The 15,290-nt window shown below is 70.8% G+C and carries 13 protein-coding genes; 2 read left to right on the top strand and 11 right to left on the bottom strand.

The genetic code is table 11. The features are described 5' to 3' along the window. Positions 1-212 precede the first annotated feature (212 nt). From VMJ70_06845 to VMJ70_06815, 7 genes are all read right to left on the bottom strand, one after another. On the bottom strand, positions 213-719 hold the full coding sequence (locus tag VMJ70_06845; protein ID HTO90835.1) for a biotin/lipoyl-containing protein: 507 nt from the start codon (positions 717-719) through the stop codon (positions 213-215). Further along, entirely contained in the window at positions 716-2,233 is a 1,518-nt protein-coding gene (locus VMJ70_06840) for a biotin carboxylase N-terminal domain-containing protein (protein HTO90834.1), read from the bottom strand. Before VMJ70_06840 ends, VMJ70_06845 begins: the two co-directional genes overlap by 4 nt. A gap of 32 nt (positions 2,234-2,265) precedes the next feature. Next, positions 2,266-3,042, bottom strand: coding sequence for an enoyl-CoA hydratase-related protein (locus VMJ70_06835; GenBank protein ID HTO90833.1), 777 nt, complete (start codon positions 3,040-3,042; stop codon positions 2,266-2,268). Between the two features lie 98 nt (positions 3,043-3,140). After that, the gene (locus VMJ70_06830) at positions 3,141-4,088 is read right to left on the bottom strand and encodes an EamA family transporter (protein HTO90832.1); all 948 of its coding nucleotides are present in this window, start codon (positions 4,086-4,088) and stop codon (positions 3,141-3,143) included. Between the two features lie 88 nt (positions 4,089-4,176). Further along, on the bottom strand, positions 4,177-4,335 hold the full coding sequence (locus tag VMJ70_06825) for a hypothetical protein (protein HTO90831.1): 159 nt from the start codon (positions 4,333-4,335) through the stop codon (positions 4,177-4,179). 260 nt (positions 4,336-4,595) lie between these two features. After that, complete coding sequence (locus VMJ70_06820) at positions 4,596-5,990, bottom strand: sigma-54 dependent transcriptional regulator (GenBank protein ID HTO90830.1); 1,395 nt, start codon at positions 5,988-5,990, stop codon at positions 4,596-4,598. A 7-nt stretch (positions 5,991-5,997) separates the two neighbouring features. Next, a complete protein-coding gene (locus VMJ70_06815; protein HTO90829.1) occupies positions 5,998-6,636 on the bottom strand; it encodes a hypothetical protein in 639 nt (212 codons plus the stop codon). A gap of 109 nt (positions 6,637-6,745) precedes the next feature. Between VMJ70_06815 and VMJ70_06810 the strand changes: the two genes are divergently transcribed. After that, positions 6,746-8,851 (top strand): ATP-binding protein, encoded by a 2,106-nt coding sequence (locus VMJ70_06810; protein HTO90828.1) that lies wholly within the window; start codon positions 6,746-6,748, stop codon positions 8,849-8,851. Here the strand turns inward: VMJ70_06810 and VMJ70_06805 are convergent. Beyond that, a complete protein-coding gene (locus VMJ70_06805; protein HTO90827.1) occupies positions 8,848-9,423 on the bottom strand; it encodes a hypothetical protein in 576 nt (191 codons plus the stop codon). The two genes, VMJ70_06810 and VMJ70_06805, sit on opposite strands and share 4 nt — an antisense overlap. Before the next feature lie 184 nt (positions 9,424-9,607). Next, a complete protein-coding gene (locus tag VMJ70_06800; protein HTO90826.1) occupies positions 9,608-11,215 on the bottom strand; it encodes a carboxyl transferase domain-containing protein in 1,608 nt (535 codons plus the stop codon). A 299-nt stretch (positions 11,216-11,514) separates the two neighbouring features. On the opposite strand from VMJ70_06800, the gene VMJ70_06795 reads away from it, so the two are divergent. Continuing rightward, on the top strand, positions 11,515-12,450 hold the full coding sequence (locus VMJ70_06795) for a hypothetical protein (protein HTO90825.1): 936 nt from the start codon (positions 11,515-11,517) through the stop codon (positions 12,448-12,450). Positions 12,451-12,513: 63 nt separating this feature from the next. On the opposite strand, the gene VMJ70_06790 is transcribed toward VMJ70_06795, so the two are convergent. Both VMJ70_06790 and VMJ70_06785 read right to left on the bottom strand, forming a co-directional pair. Next, positions 12,514-13,857, bottom strand: coding sequence for an ATP-binding protein (locus VMJ70_06790; protein ID HTO90824.1), 1,344 nt, complete (start codon positions 13,855-13,857; stop codon positions 12,514-12,516). Positions 13,858-13,875: 18 nt separating this feature from the next. Then, the gene (locus VMJ70_06785) at positions 13,876-15,240 is read right to left on the bottom strand and encodes a sigma-54 dependent transcriptional regulator (protein HTO90823.1); all 1,365 of its coding nucleotides are present in this window, start codon (positions 15,238-15,240) and stop codon (positions 13,876-13,878) included. Between the last annotated feature and the right edge of the window lie 50 nt (positions 15,241-15,290).

Below are 15,290 nucleotides of genomic sequence, written 5' to 3'. Positions count from 1 at the left end.
CCCACTCAGTGTCCGCGAGATTCTGAAAGCGAGGCTGTTCCCGGAGCGTGTGGGGTTGCCTTACCCCTGGGACGACTACTACTGGAGGAGGATACCAACCAGCCGGATCCCGAATGCCCGACGGCACTCGCTCAGCCTGGCGGTCTAGCGGAAAACCGACAGCAGATCGACCGTGCGACGATCCGGCCGTCAACATTCTGCGCCGCACAATCCTAGGGGCCAGCGGACAGCTCCACCAGGGTCGCGCCGCCACTCACCAGCGTCCCGGGAGTGGCGGCGACCGACGCCACCACGCCGTCGCGCGGCGCGCGGATCAGATGCTCCATCTTCATGGCTTCGAGCGCCACCAACGGCTGACCCTTTCGCACCGCGTCGCCGGCCGTGACCATGACGCGGGTGATCACGCCCGGCATCGGCGCTTCCAGCCCGCCGGCCGTGCCGGCGGCGCCGCGACCGCCTCGCGCGCGGGCGACGTTTGCCTGGCGCTCCAGCACGAAGTCGAGCGCGCCGAGCCGCACGAATCGGCGATCGCCGGCGGCCGTGACCTCGGCCACCACCGCGCCCGCGCCGGTGACGAGCCGAAGTCGATCGTCCTCGAGCCACTCGGCGGCGACCTCCAGCTCGACCTCGTCGTCCACTCGCACCCGATAGCGATCGTTTCCCAGCGATTCGAGCACCACCTCGCGCACCCGGTCGCCGTCCCGCCACGCGCTCTTCATCGCTCGAGCCCGCGCTGCCGCCAGCGCCCCGCGCTCTCGAACGCATCGGCGGCACGCGGGGCGGCTGCGCCCGTACGCGCCCCAACCCCCGTGGGAGCGCCACGGCCGGCGGCCTCGGCGATGGCGGCGGCCGCCAGCGCCAGCTCGGGCGCCGGCGCGCGCACCACCGCCTCGAAGTCGGCGAGGAATTCACGCTCGATCCACTCGGTGTCGAATTTCGCGCCCGCCACCGCCGGCGAGCGGGCGAGCGCGCGCAGGAACGGCAGATTGGTGACGACGCCGTGCACGCGCGCGTCGTCGAGCGCGCTGGCCAGCCGGCCGAGGGCGCGTTCCCGAGTCTCGGCGTAAGCGATGATCTTCGCCAGCAGGGGATCGTAGTGAACGCTGACGGTGTCGCCGGATTCCACCCCGGCATCGACGCGGACGAACGGCGCGCGCGGCCAGCGGACGCGCAGCGCGCGCCCGGCCTGAGGCAGGAATTCGCGCGCCGCGTCCTCCGCGTAGACGCGCGCCTCGATGGCGTGCCCGTGCCGGCGCACTGCCGGCTGCGGAATCGGGAGCTTCCCGGTCGCCGCCACGACCACCTGCGCGCGCACCAGATCGTGGCCGGTGGCGAGTTCGGTCACCGGATGCTCGACCTGGAGTCGCGTGTTCATCTCGAGGAAATAGAACGCGCCGTCGGGCGCGACCAGGAATTCGACGGTTCCGGCGCCGCGATAGCGCGCGCGTTTCGCGAGCGCCACCGCCGCGAACACCAGGCGCTCGCGGCGCGTCTCGTCGATGGCCGGAGAGGGCGTCTCCTCGATCACTTTCTGATGGCGGCGCTGGAGCGAGCATTCGCGCTCGAAGAAGTGGATCGCCTCGCCCTGACCGTCGCCCAGCACCTGCACCTCGATGTGCCGGGCGTGCTCGAGGCGCTTCTCGAGGTAGACCGAAGGATCGCCGAACGCCGAGGCCGCCAGGCGCTGGGCGCTCTCCAGCGCCTCGACCAGCGCCCCCTCCTCGCTCACCGCGCGCATGCCCTTGCCACCCCCGCCCATCGCCGCCTTCACCATGACCGGGAAGCCCATGCCTTTCGCCGCGGCGCAAAGGGCCGCGACATCGGCGCCGGTCGCGCCGGGCACGACCGGAACGCCGGCCTCGACCGCCAGGTCTCGCGCGGCGCGCTTGTCGCCCATCGCTCGGATCGACTCGGGACTCGGCCCGATGAAGATGAGTCCGGCGGATTCCACCGCGCTCGCGAACCCGGCGTTCTCGGACAGGAAGCCGTAACCGGGATGAATGGCCTCGGCGCCCGTGCGGCGGGCGGCCTCGAGCAGCGCCGGAATGTTGAGGTAGGAATCCCGCGCCTCGGCGGGCCCGAGCTCGACGCGCTCGTCGGCGCAGCGAACGTGCATCGCGTCGCGATCGGCGGCCGAGCACACCGCGATCGGAGCGATCCCCATCTCGCGGAGCGTGGTGGCGATGCGGCAGGCGATCTCGCCGCGATTGGCGATCAGCACGCGGCGAAACATGAGCCCCCTCCGCCTCCCGTGATTGGCATCGCTCAGTCGAGCCAGCCCGGCTTGCGCTTCTCGAAGAACGAGGCGAGACCGTCGCGCGCCTCGTCGCCGGAGCGCACCTCGGCGAGCGCGCGCGGCAGGGCGGCGCGGTACTCCTCCCAGGTCGAATCCGCCCACAGCTCGAGCAGCATCTTGATACGAGCCTGCGCGTGCGGCGCGCCCTTCAGCAGCTCGCTCACGCGTTCCTCGACCGCCGCGTCGAGCTCGCCGGCCGGGACCAGGCGCTGGATCATCCGGTACTCGAGCGCGGTCCGCGCATCGAAGCGCTCGCCGGTCAGCATCAGCTCGCGCGCCCGCGCGTCGCCGAGCCGCCGGATCACGTAGGGCGAGATCAGCGCGGGCAGAATGCCGAGCCGCACCTCGGTCAGCCCGAATCGCGCGTCCTCGCTCGCGACGCTCACGTCGCACGCACAGGCCAGACCCACGCCACCGCCGAACACCGAGCCGTGGATCCGCGCCACCAGCGGCTTCGGGCAGTCGGCGAGCGCCGCGAACATGCCGCCCAGCTTTTGAGCCTCGGCGAGATTGAAGTCGAAGCTCGCGGCGGCCGAGGCCTTCATCGCCGCGAGGTCGGCGCCCGCGCAAAACGAGGGCCCGCGCCCGCCCAGCACGATCACGCGCACCGCGTCGTCGTGCCCGAGCTCGTGAAGCGCCTGATCGAGCGCGGCGCACAGCTCGGGCGAGAGCGCGTTGTGCACTTCGGGGCGATTGAGCCACAGCCGGGCCACTTTCCCGGTGCGCTCGACCTCGACCAGCGCCATGACTCCTCCTCGAGGGGGCAGCGATTCGCGAATGCCAGGCGGATTGAACGCGAAGCGATCGCGCCGGGCAAGTGAGCGCGGCGTTCGGGCCGGGCGCCTCACGCAGACGCCAGCGCCAGCACGCCGGCCACGAACGCGAGTGCCGCCCAGCGCCGGCGCGCGCGATCGCCCTCGCCCAGCACGCGCGCGCCGAACCAGGCGCCGAACAGGATGCTCAGTTCGCGCACCGGCGCGACATGGCTCACGCGGGCGCGCGACATGGCGACCAGCACCAGGATGTACGCGATCGGGCTCGCCAGGGCGATCCCGAGCACCCGCAGACGATGCTCCCGCCACAGCAGGCGCGCCCCGGCTCGGTCGGCAACCACGAACGGCGCGAACACCAGCGCCCGGCACAGCTCGCCGCCCCAGTAGTAGAGGATGGGCGGCAGCGCGAGCTTAGAGACCGCGGCGCCGTCCCACAGCGTGTAGGCGCCGATCGTGACCCCGACCAGCGCACCCAGGATGACGCCGGCCCGCACCCGCCCGGAGCGAGGCTCTCCCGGGTGGAGCGTGAGAATCACGATGCCGAGAGCGATCAGCAGGGCGCCGCCCACCGACAGCAGAGTCGGGCGCTCGCCGAGCCAGAGCGCGGCGCCAATCGCCGCCAGCAGCGGTCCGGTGCCGCGCGCCACCGGGTAGACCACCGACAACTCGCTCACCCGATAGCCGCGCAGCAGCAGCAGGAAGTAGGCGACGTGCAGGAACCCGCTGCCGGCGATCCAGGCGAGGGCGCGGCCGTCGAGCGTGAGATGCGCGGCGTGCGCCACCAGCAGGGCCGCCGGAGCGAAGGCGATCACGCTGATCGCTTCCAGCACGCCCATCAGGGTGGCGGCGCGGGTGTCGCCGCCGATCTGCTTGGCCCACAGGTTCCAGGCGGCGTGAAGGAAGGCCGAGAGGAGCACCAGCGCGAGGGCGGCGACGCTCACGAGCGTGCCGCCGGTGCGCGGCGATTCGGGAGGGTTCGGGCGCGGCGCGGCGGGGTCGGCATGCTGGGTGGCCAGCATACCGTTCGGGCGCTAAGGGGGCGCAGGGCACGGGAATCCCATCACTCCGCCGCCGTGATTCCCGTCTTCCTCTGCGCCCCCGGACTCTCTAGCTGGTATGGCGCTCGCGCGGGCGATGCAGCCCCGGGGTGAAGAGCAGCACGAGCGCCAGCGCTGCAAACAGGTGGATCCAGCCCCCGAGGACATAGCCGGTGGCGAGCCCCATCAGCCACGTGACGAGGAGGAGGAGCCCGATCAATCTCCACATCTCTCTCACCTCCGGGTGGTTCTCCGGGACCTCCGCCGCTCGCCGTTGGCATCGGTCCCGGATCCCCGTTCGTGGAGCTTCGTCGGTCTGGCTTATCCCCTCGATATCGCCGGCCGGCCGAAGCGCCGCGGCTCGCTCCTGCAGTGGCCATGCCAGCCCGCCGGAGCGCGCAAGTGACTGGAATTCACGGCGCGGAGCCGCGGGTGCCCGGCGGCGATGTAGGAACGGGGTTCCCGTTTGTACCGGCTACAGCGACGGCTTCAGGCGCCGGGGGCCTCGGGGGGCGCGGCCGGCGCGCCGCGCTCGGCGGCCGCATAGACATTGAGGCGGTTGTAGAGAGTCTTGAGACTGATGCCGAGCATCCGGGCGGCCTCGCGCTTGTCGCCCCCGGTGTGCTCGAGGGTGGCGACGATCATGCGGCGCTCGATCTCCTCGAGCGTGAGGCCGACCGGAATGCCGGCCGACGCCGCGCCATCACCGCCCGGGGCCGGGGGCGTTCCGGCGATGCTCGGGCGGCTGAGCTCCAGGTCCACATCGGCCCGCGACAGGATGTACGCGCGGTGCAGCGCGTTCTTCAACTCCCGCACGTTGCCCGGCCACGCGTGCGCGGTGAGCCGCTCCCGAATGCCCGCTGCGAGGCGCTTGTTCGATCCCTCGGCGCGATTGATCTCGGCGAGAAAGTGCTCGGCGAGCAACCGCGCATCGTCTCCGCGATCGCGCAGCGGAGGCAGCTCGATGGGAAAGACGTTCAGCCGATAGAAGAGATCCTCGCGCAGCCGCCCGTCGCGGATCGCGGCCTCGGGCGGGCGGTTGGACGCGGCGATCACCCGCACATCCACGCGCAGAGGTTGCTCGGCGCCAATTCTCGTCACTTCGCCCGATTCGAGCGCGCGCAGCAGCTTGGGCTGGAGCTCGATCGGCATCTCGGTGATCTCGTCGAGGAACAGCGTCCCTCCCGAGGCGCGCTCGAACAGCCCGCGGTGCTGCTGGGTCGCGCCGGTGAAGCTGCCGCGCTCGTGGCCGAACAGCTCGCTCTCGAACAGATTGGCCGGCACCGCGCTGCAATTGACGGCGACGAACTCGGCCTCGCGTCGCGGGCTCAGCTCGTGAACGGTCAGGGCCACCAGTTCCTTGCCGGTACCGCTCTCGCCGGTGATCAGCACCGCCGCCTGAGTCGGGGCCACACGCTCGATCAGGTCGTAGACGCGCTGCATCGCCGCCGAAGCCCCGATCAGTTGATGGAACTGACCGTGCTCGCGCAGCGCGCCGCGCAGCTGGCGGATCTCGCGCTGGTCGGCCAGCTCGCGGCGCACGTTGGCGAGCACCACCTTGAGCCGGCCCTCGTCCTTCGACTTCTCCAGATAGTCCTTGGCGCCCTTTCTCACCGCCTCGATCGCGGAATCCTTCGAGGCGTTGCCGGTGACCAGCACGATCTGCGGTCGAGCCGCCGGATACTCGTGGTCGAGCAGCTCGAGCCCGCTGCCGTCGGGAAGCATGAGATCGGTGATCACGACGTCGGGTGATCGCTCGGCGAGCCGCTGGAGCGCCTCGCGCAGACTGGCGGCTCTCGCGATCTCGAAGCCTTCGAGCTCCACCAGCTCGGCAAGCGTGGCCAGTGCATCGGCGTCGTCTTCAACGATCAGGGCGAGGGGCATGGCGGCCTCAGTCCATGGGAAGCAGCGGGAATACCAGTTCCAGCCGCGCCTCGCCGTCGCGCACCGATCCGCCCAGCGAGGCCAGCGATTCCTCGACCGCTCGCCGCCAGCGCGCGTCGTGCGGGGGCATCGCGCCAGCGAAGCTCACGCGCGCCTGGGCCCGGCTCGAATCCAGCGACACCTCGAGCGGCCCGCCCGGCGGATTCGCGAAGGTCATCTCGATGGCCGCGATCGAAAGCGCCTCGCGCGCGATCGCCGGGTGCGCGACGCGCAGCGCCGGCGAGGCCCCCGGCTCGGCCGGCCAGCGGACCGGGCGGTCGGCCGCGCCGGCCGCGATCAGCGCCTCGAGCTCGGCGAGACAGGCGCCGAGATCGAGCACCTCGCCGGCCGGCGGCGCCAGCGTGCCGATCGCCAGCTCGAAGTCGCGGCGCGCGCGCTCGAGCCCGGCGCGCCCGCGCTCGACCGCCGGCTTCAGGCGACGCGCGAGCCCCTCGCCCGGCGGGCTCTCGCGCTCGAGCAGCTCGCCGATCAGCTCGAACTGGAGCGCGATGCTGCCGAGGTGCGAGCGGGCATCGTGCGCGAGACCGCGCTGGAGCCGTGATAGCGCCGCCAGATAGCAGGCCCGGCGGAGACTCTCGTCAGCCAACCTTCCTCCCGTCACTCAAGGGCGTGAGCGGCCCGCTCATCCTGCCGCGCGCCCGCCGCGACCGCAAGCGCGCCGCCGCCCGCCACGACCACGCTATACTGCCGCGCTCATGAGCACTGCGGGCAAACTCTGGCTCGGTTTCGGCCTCCTGATGCTGTTCCTGGTCGGCATCGGTCTGTTCGTCGCTCACCGCCTCGCCTCGATCGAGCGGGCCCTCTCGACGATCATGGCGGTGCAGGAGCCGGCCAGCGCCATTGCCTACGAGATGGCGCTCAACGTGAGCGGCTCGCGCGCGGCGCTGCTGGCCTACGTCGGCGACGGCGAGACCTCTCACCGCGCCAAGATCGCCGCCAATCGCGTGGTGCTCGATCGCATGATCCAGCACTACGAGCAGGTGGCGCAGTCGCGCGCCACGCTCGAGCTCGGCCGCGAGATCCAGGCACGCCAGGACGAGATCCATCTGGTGGGCGACTCGCTCATGGCGTTGAGCGACATCGAGCGCGCCGGCATCGCGCGCTTTGGACGGGCGACCGCAGGCACCCGCTTGATCCTCAATCGCGACGTCCTGGCGAAGCTCGACACTCACAGGAACGGGCCGCGCAAGCAGGCGCTCGCCAATCAGCTGGCGGCGAACCTCAATGGCGTGGCGGCCGCGGTCGGACTCTACCGGGCGACCCACGACCCCGATGAGCGGGCACGCGTCGGCGCGCTGGCCGAAGACACGCGCCGCGCGCTGGCCGACCTCGGCGACCTCCGGCTCTCCGAGAGCGAGCGCCCGGGCTTCCAGCGCTTCCGGGCCGCCTTCGCGGACCAGGTCGCCGCGGCCCACGACTGCCTCGACGATCGTGATCGGCTCCGCATCGCGCTCGCCCGCTACGCCGCGCTCGCCAATCAGCTCGAGCACGTGGTGGACCAGGGCATTCACGGCGTCACGCGCACCGACCTGGCCGAGGCCGCGCAGGGAGCGCGCTACTCGATCCGCGCCAGCATGATCGCGGTGCTGGTGCTGTTGATCGCCGGCATCCTGATCGGCGGACTGACCGCGCTGCCGGTCGGCCAGAGCATCGTGCGCTATGAGAAAACGCTGCGCGAGCGCATGGGCTCGCTCACCGTGATGCACGAGCGCAAGGACGAATTCCTCGGCGTGCTCGGGCACGAGCTGCGCAATCCGCTCGCGCCGCTCAGCAACGCGCTGTACGTGCTCGAATCACGGGCACCCGAGATGCCCACCGATGTCCGCCTGACTCACGCGATGATGAAGCGCCAGGTGGACAACATGACCCGGCTGGTGGACGACCTGCTCGACGTCTCGCGCATCAATCAGGGCAAGATCACGCTTCACCGCGAGCCGGTGAGCCTCACCGAGATCCTGGGCGAGGCGGTCGAGGACTTCCGTTCGCGGGCGAATGCGCAGCGCGTCGAGCTGGCGCTGTCGCTCCCCGGCTCGACCGTCTGGGTGGACGGCGATCGCATCCGCCTCGCGCAGATCGTCGCCAATCTCCTCAACAACGCCATCAAGTACACGCCCGCTGGCGGACGCATCACGCTGGCGCTGTCCCAGGATGGCCGCGACGCGCTGGTGCGGGTGATCGACACCGGCGCGGGCATCCCCGCGGACATGCTGGAGCGGATTTTCGATCCGTTCACGCAGGTGGACCCGTCGATCACGCGCGGCCACGGCGGACTCGGGATCGGGTTGTCGCTGGTCTCGCGCCTGGTCGAGATGCACGGCGGCAGCATTCGCGCCTCGAGCCCCGGGATCGGCAAGGGCAGCACGTTCACGCTGCGCCTGCCGCGGATCGAGCCGCCGCGCGTGGTGAGCGTCGAAGCCGCGCGGCACGACGACGCCCGGGTGGCGCGCCGCGTGCTGGTGGTGGACGACAATCGCGACTCGGCCGAGACCCTGGCCGATCTGCTGAGGCTGTGGGGGCACGACGTGCAGCTCGCCCACGATGGACGGGAAGCGGTGGCTCGCGCCGAAGCCTCGCGGCCCGAGGTGGTGCTGCTCGACATCGGGCTCCCCGGCATGGACGGCTACGAAGTCGCGGAGCGATTGCGGCGCGAAAGCCCCGCGCCCGGCATGACCCTGATCGCGCTCACCGGCTTCGGCCAGAGCGAGGATCGCCGCCGGGCGGTGGACGCGGGCTTCGATCACCACCTGACCAAGCCCGTCCACCCGCCGACGCTCAAACGTCTGATCGAGAGCGAAACCTAGAAGCGGATCGCCAGCCCCAGCGTCGTCGTCCAGAAATCCGGATCGAAGTGCTGCGGGATGAGCGGACTCTCCTGAGGACGCAGCATCACGTAGCGCCCGCCCAGGTCCACGGCCGCCGCCCCGCCCAGGGGCACCTTGAGCCCGCCGCCGAGATGAACGCCGTAGTTCTCGCGCGTCTCGTCGGAGAGCGGAACCCCGGAGGCGTAGTCAAAGGTGGTGTGGTACCAGCCAACGCCGCCGCCGGCGTAGAGGGCCGGAAGCGGCGTGAGCCAGAGCGAGGCCGTCACCGGCCACATCCGAACTTCGAGCTCTTGATCGAGGACGTCCTCGCTGTGATAGCCCACCCCGACTTCGGCCTGCAGCAAGGGCAGCAGATCGCCGCGAATGGCGAGGCTCGCGAACGTGCGGCTCGGTTCGTCTCCGTCGAGCGTTCGCGAGACGCCAATCGCGGGGACGATCTCGCCCGCCCGGGCGAGCTCCACGCCGACCCACAACGACGCGAGGAAGAGGGTCAGTCCGGCGGCCAGCCTCCACAGGATCATTCGTGCGAGGGAACTTCGCGGGCGGTTCATGTCAAGCCTCCGTTCACCGGCCGGATGGGAGCACTGACGCGTATGATCAAGCGACGTGCCGGCGGGAGGCGCGCTGCAGGGCAATGAGTTGTCGCCGCGCGCGGGGAGAACCGGGTCGCGGCGGGCTTGTGCTTTGAGGAAAGTGACGGGCGGGCGTTACAACGAGGAGCCCGAGCGGCCCCTGCTACATCCTGAACACGCCGAAGCTCATCTCCGGGATCGGCGCGTTGAGCGAAGCGGCCAGCGCCAGCGACAGCACGGTGCGGGTCTCGGCGGGATCGATCACGCCGTCGTCCCACAGGCGCGCCGTCGAATAGTAGGGGCTTCCCTCCCGCTCGTAGGTGTCGAGGATCGGCTGCTTGAATTCGCGCTCGTCCGCCGCGCTCAGGGTCTTGCCCGCCGATTCGAGCTGCGCGCGCTTCACCTGGGCCAGCACCGATGCGGCCTGCTCGCCCCCCATCACGCTGATCCGGCTGTTGGGCCACATGAACAGGAAGCGCGGCTGGTACGCGCGGCCGGACATGCCGTAGTTCCCGGCACCGAAGCTGCCGCCGATGATCAAGGTGAACTTCGGGACCTGCGCGTTGGCGACCGCGTGCACCATCTTGGCTCCGTCCTTGGCGATACCGCCGTGCTCGGCCTGCTTGCCGACGATGTAGCCGCTGATGTTCTGGAGGAAGAGCAGCGGAATGCGACGCTGCGCGGCCAGCTCGATGAAGTGGGTGGCCTTGAGCGAGCTGTCGCTGAACAGCACGCCCTGATTGGCAAGGATGCCAATCGGCACCCCGTTCAGGTGCGCGAACCCCGTGACCAGCGTGGTGCCATACCGCGCCTTGAATTCGTGGAAGCGCGAGCCGTCCACCAGCCGCGCGATCAGCTCGCGCACGTCGTAGGGCTGGCGCAGGTCGCGCGGCAGGATGCCGTAGATTTCCTGCGGGTCGTAGGCGGGCGGTTCGGGACTCTCGAGCGCCACCGGGCAAGCCGGCGGGGCGCCGAGGTGCGACAGGATGTCGCGCACCAGCTCGATCGCATGCGCGTCGTCTTCGGCCAGGTGATCGGCGACGCCCGAGATGCGCGTGTGCACGTCGCCGCCGCCCAGCTCCTCGGCGGTCACCTCCTCGCCGGTGGCGGCTCGCACCAGCGGCGGGCCACCCAGGAAGATCGTGCCCTGGTTCCGGACGATCACCGCCTCGTCGCTCATGGCCGGCACGTAGGCGCCGCCCGCAGTGCACGAGCCGAGCACCGCCGCCACCTGGGGGATGCGCAGCGCCGACATGCGCGCCTGGTTGTAGAAGATCCGACCGAAGTGATCGCGATCGGGAAAGACATCGGCCTGCAGCGGCAGGAAGGCGCCGCCCGAATCCACCAGGTAGACGCACGGCAGGCGATTCTCGAGCGCGATCTCCTGGGCGCGCAGGTGTTTCTTCACCGTCATCGGGAAGTAGGTGCCGCCCTTCACCGTGGCGTCGTTGGCCACCACCATCGTCGCGCGGCCGCGCACCCGGCCGATCCCGGTGATGACGCCGGCCGCCGGCGCTTCGTCGTTGTAGAGGCCGCGCGCCGCGAGCGGCGAGAGCTCGAGGAACGCCGTGCCGGGATCGAGCAGCCGTTCGACGCGCTCGCGAACGAAGAGCTTGCCGCGCGACGTGTGCCGCTTCACCAGCTCCGCGCCGCCGCCCTGTTTCACCGCTTCGAGGTGGCGCCGCAGTTCGTCGGCGAGCGCGCGATGGTGCGCCTGGTTGGTCTTGAACTCGTCGCCGGCCGTGTCGAGATGGGACTCGAGGAGTTCCATGAAGGCCCGCAGTTATAACAGAGGCTCGAGCCCCCTCCAATCGCTCGGGTGACCGCCGGGCGTTCCCGCCGGGACAACCCGGCTGACCCGCACGGGACATTCGCCGGAAGCGCTCCCGGAGCGGCGCTGAGCGATGCGCACGGTTGAGCCATGCGACCTGCAAGCTTGCGCCAGTTGTGGCAGCCATTTCGCACGCCGAACGACGGCTCGCCGGTGGCACGCGGCCTGCGATTCCCTGCCGCGACCCCTACCCTCGGTCGCGGCGCGTGCCGGCCGCGATCGGTTACAAGCACAGGCCCATGAGGGGGACCGTCGTGAACACCCGTTCGCTCCGATTCGCTCCGGCCGCGCTGCTGATCGCGGCGCTGGCTGGCTGCAGCGGCAAAGTCGCCGCACCGACCAGCTCCGGCTCCAGCGAGCAGACCAATGTCACCAGCTCGCTGACCCATTCGCCCGATCTGCTCGACGACGGGCTCTACACCGACCCGAGCTCGACGCCGGCGAGCGCGACCACGTCGCGCGGCAACACTTCGTCGCTCGAGGCCGCGATCTCGCCCAGGTTCTTCTGGCGCACGATCGTCAGCGCCGTGCCGCGTCTCACCTTCGTTTTCAGCGACACCGATTCGGTCGGACGCCCGCGCCAGGCCGACGTGCTGGTGACGCGCCGGATCCTCGGCACCTTCAACATCCTCAAGGCCTCGAGCAGCGATTCCACGGTGCTCGACAGCGCCAACATCGTCCACAAGCCGATCGACGACATCTGGCTGCGTCACCTGCGGCTCCGCCGCTTCGTGCTGCCGGGTGAGGCGAACGTCTGGCGCGTGGTGGCGGCCTCGGGCATCCAGGCCAGCACTCAGAACGGCAGCACCAGCATCACCAGCGTCCGCGTGCAGGCCACCGGCGTCGACACCACCGTGACCGACCCGCTCCAACTCTTCCAGATGGTGCACTGCTTCCAGTTCGCGCCCGGCGACAGCATCGTGCTGACCGCCACCACGCCGCGCACCGACGACGTCGTGCTCGCCTACTGGACCGATCATCGTGAACGCTTCCGCAGCAACGGCGACGGCACTTACTCGTTCACGATCCACCTGAACGCGGTGCTGGGCTATCGCTACTTCGCGATCAACGCGCTGTCGCACGGAACCCTGTTCGACGACGCGCTGCCCTACGACTCGATGGCCTGGATCCTCCACTGCTTCGTGGGGGCGCCGCCGCATCCCTACTACGAGTAGCTCGAGCGCACGGCAGTGAGGCGGGGGCGGCCGGCAACGGCCGCCCTCGAGCGTTGCCGCGGCCTACGCGGCGCCGGGCAACGCCCTCGGCAGCCGAACGCGCGCGACGCATCCGCGCGACTCCTCCCGATTCTCGAGCGTGACGGTGCCCCCGTGCGCCTCCGCGATCTGGCGGCTGAGCGCGAGCCCGATGCCGCTGCCGCCCGGCTTGGTGGTGAAGAACGGAACGAACAGATTGGCGGTCTCCGCGAGCCCCGGCCCGTCGTCCTCGATCTCGAGCAGGAGGGCTTCACCCTCCACGCTCCAGCGCACCCGCACTCCTCCGCCGGTCGCGAGTGCGGCGTCGACGGCGTTGCGCAAGAGGTTGATGAGGAGCTGCTCGAGCTGATCGGCGTCGGCGACGACCGTCGCCGCCGGGCTCGCCTCCACGCGCACCGCCAGGCGATCCTCGAGCGCCGCCGCACGCTGGACCCACGTCGCCACGTCGAGGCGGGCCAGGCGCGGCTGCGGCAGCCGGGCGAGCCGGGCGTAGGAGTTCATGAAGCGCGCGAGCGAGCGGGCGCGCGTCTCGATGACGTCCAGTCCATGACCGAGATCGGCCGAGCCGCGCGGATCCGCGTCGCGCTCGAGCAGCGACCGCAGCGTTCCCGCCAGCGACTGGATGGGGGTGAGCGAATTGTTGATCTCGTGGCTCAGCACGCGGACCAGGCGCTGCCACGCCTGCCGTTCCTCTTCACGCAGCGCGCGCGTCAGGTCCGAGAGCACCACCAGCTGGTGCGGAAGCCCGCCCTGACGGAAGGGTCCGCGGCGCAGCTCCCACCGACCGGTGGCGCCCGGCAGCCTGAGATCCACGAGTCGCGGCGTCTCGCCGTTCAGCACCGGGCCCAGGCCAAGCTCCGCGGCGGTGGCGCCGAGCGAGCGCTCGGGCGGCTGCCCGAGCATCCGCTCGCCCTCGCGATTGACCAGGCTCAGGCGGTCGTGGTCGTCGAAAGCGAACAGGGCGACGTCGATCGAGTCCATCACGTGCTGGAGCAGCGCAGTGGCCTCGGTGACGTCGAGGCGGCGTCGCCGCAGGGCGTCGGCGAGCGCGTTCACTTCCCACAGCGCAAGGCCCACCGAGGTGCCGAGATCGGCGCCGTGTGCGCGAATCGAGAAATCGCCGTCGCGAAGCGCACCCAGCAGATTGGAGAGGGTCTGGAACGGGCGGGCGACTCGCTCGCGCACCAGCCAGGCGCCGCCGAGCCAGGCGCCGAACACGAACAGGCCGAAGGTCCAGCGCTGCAGCGAATCGAATTGCGGCTTCGCCAGGGTCCAGGCCGCGAGCAGGACCGCCGGGAGCCCGGCGGCGAGCGCGATCAGGGAGACGCGGGATTCGTAGGAGAGTCTCGGACGCCGGCGTGGGCGCATCGCGGGCGGAGGATAGGACTACAGGCCGTGGCGCTCCAATCGCCGGTAGAGAGCGCTGCGCGACAGGCCGAGCGTCTTCGCCGCGTCGCTCACGTTGCCCTGATGGCGTTGCAGCGCGCGCTGGATCAAGAGGCGCTCGACTTCGTCGAGCGTCAGGCTCTCGAGCGGCGGCGCCCCCTCGCTGGCCGGCCGCAGCCCGAGGTCCGCGGCCCGCACCAGCCGTTCGCGCGCGAGCAGCACCGAGCGCTCGATCACGTGATCCAGCTCGCGCACGTTTCCCGGCCAGGGATGCGCGAGCAGGTTCTGCAGCGCCTCTTCGTCGAAGCCTTCGAGGGGCTTCCGATAACGTCGCGCGTGCCGCTCGAGGAACTGCCGTGCCAGGCCGGGGATGTCCTCGCGGCGCTCGCGCAGCGGCGGCAGGTGGATCTCGACGGTGTTGAGGCGGAACAGCAGATCCTCGCGGAAGCGTCCCTGCCGCACCTCGTCGCGCAGATCGGCGTTGGTGGCCGACAGCAGCCGCACGTCGGCGCGCCGGGTTCGCGAGGCACCGACGCGCTCGAACTCGCCGGTTTGCAGCACGCGCAGCAGCTTGGTCTGCTGGGCGAGCGGCACGTTCGCGATCTCGTCGAGGAACAGGGTGGCCTGGTCGGCCAGCTCGAAGCGACCGGCCCGATCCCCGGTCGCGCCGGTGAAGGCCCCCTTCACGTGCCCGAACAGCTCGCTCTCGAACAGCGTCTCGGTGAGACCGCCCATGTTGACGGTGATGAGCGGCCGCGCGCTGCGCGCCGAGGCGGCGTGCACCAGGCGAGCGACCAGCTCCTTGCCGGTGCCGTGTTCGCCGGTGATCAGCACGTGGGCGTCGCTCGGCGCGACGCGCGCGATCAGTTCGAGGACCGGACGCATCGCCGGCGAATCGGCGATCATCACCGGCTTGCCGTCGCGGCGCAGGATCTGGTTCTCGAGCTCGAGACGACGGCCGATCCGGAGCGCCTGCCCCAGCTCGAGCTGGGTGCGCAGGGTCTGCACCAGGCGGGCGTTCTCCCATGGCTTCTGCACGTAGTCGCGGGCGCCGCGCTTCACCGCCGCCACCGCCCCCTCGACGCTGCTCCACGCCGTCATCACCACGACCGGAAGCGTGGCGTCCCGCGCGCGGATCAGCTCGAGCAGTTCGAGGCCTTCGCGCCCCGAGGTGGTATCGCGCGCGTAGTTCAGGTCGAGCAGCGCGACGTCGAACTCCTGGGCGTCGAGCGCCACCAGCACCAGCGCCGGGGAGGTGGCGGTTTCGACCTTCCAGCCTTCCGAGCGCAGCAACACCTGCAGCGCGGTCAGGACGTCGGTGTCGTCGTCGGCGACGAGAATGCGCAAGGGTCGGGATTGGGACATCCGGCCTCGCGTGACACGTGATTGCGTCCGCTCGGCTGGAGCGGGCGGCA

Source organism: Candidatus Sulfotelmatobacter sp. (genome assembly GCA_035498555.1).
Taxonomy (GTDB): domain Bacteria; phylum Eisenbacteria; class RBG-16-71-46; order RBG-16-71-46; family RBG-16-71-46; genus DATKAB01.
This window is presented reverse-complemented; position numbering and strand designations above follow the sequence as displayed.